Below are 3,841 nucleotides of genomic sequence, written 5' to 3'. Positions count from 1 at the left end.
GGGGTCGCTGCAAGAAAGTGATCGGATCGTACGCTAAGGGCGAACGTGCCGGGAACATCAGCTCGATCATGCGGCGAGCAACGAGGGCTTGGTCCTGAGGGGGCGAAGCTCACCGGGCGCGAGCTGATCCGATGTGTCCCAGGCGTAGTCGCCGGTCAGCGACAGGTGCTCCCATCCGAGTGGCGCCACGTGACGCATGACGTCGGAGCCGACGCCGAGGTGCGCGGCGGCCATCGCCAGATAGCGTGTGTTCCAAAGGATCACGGCGGCGACGACCAGGTTCAGCCCCGAGGCGCGGTAGGCCTGATTCTCGAAGGTGCGGTCGCGCAGCTCGCCGAGTTGGCAGAAGAAGATGGCACGGGCGAGCGCATTGCGAGCCTCGCCCTTGTTCAGACCGGCCTGGGTGCGCCGGCGCAGGTCCAGATCGCGCAGCCAGTTCAGCATGAACACCGCGCGCTCGAGCCGGCCTACCTCGCGCAGCGCCACCGCCAAGCCGTTCTGGCGCGGATAGGCGGACAGTCGTTTCAGCATCGCCGACGCGGTGACCGTGCCCGAGCGAATGGAGACGGCCATGCGCGCGAGCTCATCCCAGTGCTCGGCGACGTGACTGACGTCGACCGGGTGGGCGGCGTCGATCATGGGTCCGAGCAGGGGGTCGAGGATCAGCCCAGGCGGCAGATGCAGGCGACGATCCTTGAGGTCGCGCAGCCGCGGCGCGAACCCGTAGCCGAAGAAGGGCATGAGCCCGAACACGTGGTCGGACGCACCTCCCGTGTCGACGGCCTGTTCCTCGATCGCCAAGCCAGACTGGTGATAGAGGAGTCCGTCCAGAACATGCGGCGCCTCACCGGCCGTGGCGGCGATCACCTTGGTGTGGAAGGGACCGTATTGATCGGAGACGTGGGTGTAGAAGCTCACGCCCGGCTCGTTACCGTGGCGGGCGTTCACGTCGGCGATGGCTTCGCCCTGACCGCCCGCGAAGAAGTGCTGGCCATCGGAGCTGGCCCGGGTGCCGTCGCCCCAAACCTGGGCGAGAGGCAGGGCACGGTGCGCGTCGATCAGCCGGGCCAGAGCTTCGGCGTAGGCGGCTTCGCTCACATGCCAGTCATGAACGAGGGCCAACCGGCGCAGGCTGGCGCCGCGGCAGGTCTCCGACATGCGGGTCAGTCCGAGATTGATGCCATCGGCGAGCACGCAGGTGAGAAGCGTCGCCCGGTCGTCGCAGGCGCGACCGGTCCTTCGGTGCGTGAAGCAGTCCGAGAAGTTGGTCCAGGCGTCCACGTCGAGGAGAATATCGGTGATGCGCGCGCGCGGAAGGTGGTCGTACAGCGCTTGCTTGACAGCCTTGACCGCGGGCGGCGTTACGGCGCGCAGAGGCGTGATCGTCAGGCCCGCCTCGGTCAGCTTCACATCGGGAAGATCGCCGGCTCTGGCGCGGGCCCCCACCGATATGGCGGCCTCCTTCAACCGAGCGGAGCGTTCGGCGAGATAGTCCTCGAACTTTGCCGGGACGGCGAGCGGCAGAGGCCCCGCCGCCTTGAGGGCCTCGAAGGTGGGCCGGGGGAGGAGATCGTCGTCGAAGGCTCGGTAACGCCGGGCACCCCTCACCCAGACGTCGCCCGCGCGCAGCCGCTCGCGCAGCTCGGAAAAGGCGCACAGCTCGTAGCCGGCACGATCGATCCCGGCCTGGGTGAGTACGAAGGAGCGCCAGCGCCGGGGCATGAACCGGAGTGGCGCCGACAGGGGGAGCTTGCGCTTGCCGCTCGCGTAGGTGGTGCCGATGACCTGCAGGGCGGCCAGAAGGTCCGTCACGGCGCCCGAGCCCTCGAAGGCGAACGCTTTCAGGAGCCGCGGCCCGAACATCCGCAGCGTCCTGTGTCTCATGACGAGTTCCGCCGTCGGATCGACCAACTCCGGCGCGGCAAGAGCCTCGGCGTGCGCCACCGCGGCCTCGAAGCGCGTCCAGCCCACCTTTGCCGCCACGGCCTGTTCGAGATCCGCACCGGTCCGGCGAGCCTCGATCATGGCCCGGCCGGTGAGCGCGAGAACGTGGAGATCGCCCTGAACCTCGCGCATGGATCGCGCCGCCCGCTCGTCGGTCTTGCGAACGGCGGAGCGCCCGAGCGAGGCCATGAGCTTCTCGAACATGAGGAGCGCCGCGTCGGTCAACGCCTCTTCGATCCCGACCGCGGCAGCGGCCAGCACGGCCCGCCGCCGAAGCGCGTTGAGGCCCGCCAGGTGTTGTACCGCGATCCGGTTGGCCTCGTCCGACAACCGCTCGAACACCGGCAGGGGCAATGTGCCTGCACGGGCGCGGTCCATCCCAAGCGCTCGGACGTGGTCCAGCCGATCCAGAAGCCTCGGCACGTTCTTCGCCGCGGGAGACTGCGGCGCGTTCCGGAGCCATCCGAGCCAAGTGAGCTTTCCCATCGGCCGAGGGGTGAGGAGTCCGTCGAGCCGAGCGAGCACGGCTTCGTCCAGGTCCGCGGTCAGGACTTCCTGCGCCATCCGTTCGGCGCGTTGGCGCGCGCCCCGGATCACGGCCTCCAGGACGAGCGCCGGCGGAAGGAGCACACGCTTACGGCGCAGTTCCTCGATCAGGATGCCGGCGAGATGGCTGGGCCGCACGATCGTCTGGGCTGCCGCGGTCAGGACCGGCAGGACCTCGTGAGCTGCGGCGCGATCGAAGACGGTGTAGCCGCCCGTGCGCATCGCTTCGGCCAGATGCGTCCGCCGGGTGGCATCGCGGCGGCCGTAGTCGTCGAGGGCGGAGACGGGCGCCCCGACCTGATGAGCAACGTAGGCGACGATGGAGGCGGGTAGCGCTTCGCCGGTCTCCAGCACACGGCCCGGGTAACGCAGGTAGAGAAGGACGAGCGCGTAGCCGAGCCGGTTGGCGTCGCCGCGCCTGGCGGTCACCTGTGCCAAGTCGTCGGCTCCGAGCGTATAGTGGCGGGTGATCTCGCGCTCGTCGGGGACCGGCTCCAGGTGGCGCGCCCACATATCATCCCCGAGCAGCCGTCGCCTCGCCATGGGCCTTCTCCTGATCGGGGTCGGCCTATGCCCGACATCGCGTCGACAGCGGCTCACCGGCCTGAGCCGTCCGTCATACGACCGTCTGCCGGCCGGGAGCCAAGCTGTCCGGCAAGATGCGTTGACAACGGCGAAGCGGACAAGAAGATAGTCGGACGGCAAAACGGACACGGGAGGTCGCCCTGGCACTGATCGGCTATGCCCGGGTGTCTACCACCGACCAGGATCTCGCCCTGCAGTTCGACGCTCTCCGCGCTGCGGGCTGCGAGCGGGTGTTCGAGGACCGCGCCTCCGGCGCCAAAGCCGATCGGCCGGGCCTCTCCCAGGCCCTACTCTACGTTCGGGCGGGGGACGCTCTCGTCGTATGGAAGCTTGATCGGCTCGGCCGTTCCATGGCGCACCTGATCGAGACCGTTCGCGGACTGGCTGCCGCGGGCGTCGGCTTCCGATCGCTGACCGAAGGGATCGACACCACCACGCCCGGCGGCACGCTCGTGTTCCACCTGTTCGGGGCGCTGGCTCAGTTCGAACGCGATCTCATCCGGGAGCGCACGAACGCCGGGCTGAAGGCGGCAGAGGCCCGAGGTCGGAAAGGTGGCCGCAAACCAGTCGTCACACCCGACAAGCTCGTCCGCGCCCGCATCCACCTCGCCGCCGGGCTGACCGTGCGCGAGGCCGCCGCTCGGATGAGGGTGGGAAAGACCGCCCTCTACGAAGCGCTCGCCGCCGCTACGCCAGAGCAGGACACCTGAGTTCCCTGTCCGTTCGCCCTTAGCGTACGCTCAGATCACTTTCTTGCAGTGACCCC

The 3,841-nt window shown here is 68.9% G+C and carries 2 protein-coding genes; one reads left to right on the top strand and one right to left on the bottom strand.

What is annotated here, in order from left to right; translation table 11 throughout:
* Window positions 1-66: 66 nt before the first annotated feature.
* Window positions 67-3,033, bottom strand: a complete 2,967-nt coding sequence (locus tag G3T14_RS23355; RefSeq protein WP_163644885.1) for a Tn3 family transposase — start codon at window positions 3,031-3,033, stop codon at window positions 67-69.
* Window positions 3,034-3,215: 182 nt separating this feature from the next.
* Here G3T14_RS23355 and G3T14_RS23350 point away from each other — a divergent pair, with 182 nt between their 5' ends.
* Window positions 3,216-3,785 carry a recombinase family protein gene (locus G3T14_RS23350; RefSeq protein WP_163644886.1) on the top strand — a complete coding sequence of 190 codons (570 nt, stop codon included), beginning with the start codon at window positions 3,216-3,218 and terminating at the stop codon, window positions 3,783-3,785.
* The last annotated feature ends 56 nt before the right edge of the window (window positions 3,786-3,841 follow it).

Origin of the sequence: Methylobacterium sp. BTF04 (assembly GCF_010692745.1) — a bacterium.
Classification (GTDB): domain Bacteria; phylum Pseudomonadota; class Alphaproteobacteria; order Rhizobiales; family Beijerinckiaceae; genus Methylobacterium.
The sequence above is the reverse complement of the archived record's forward strand: the minus strand, read 5'-3'. Positions and strand labels throughout refer to the sequence as shown.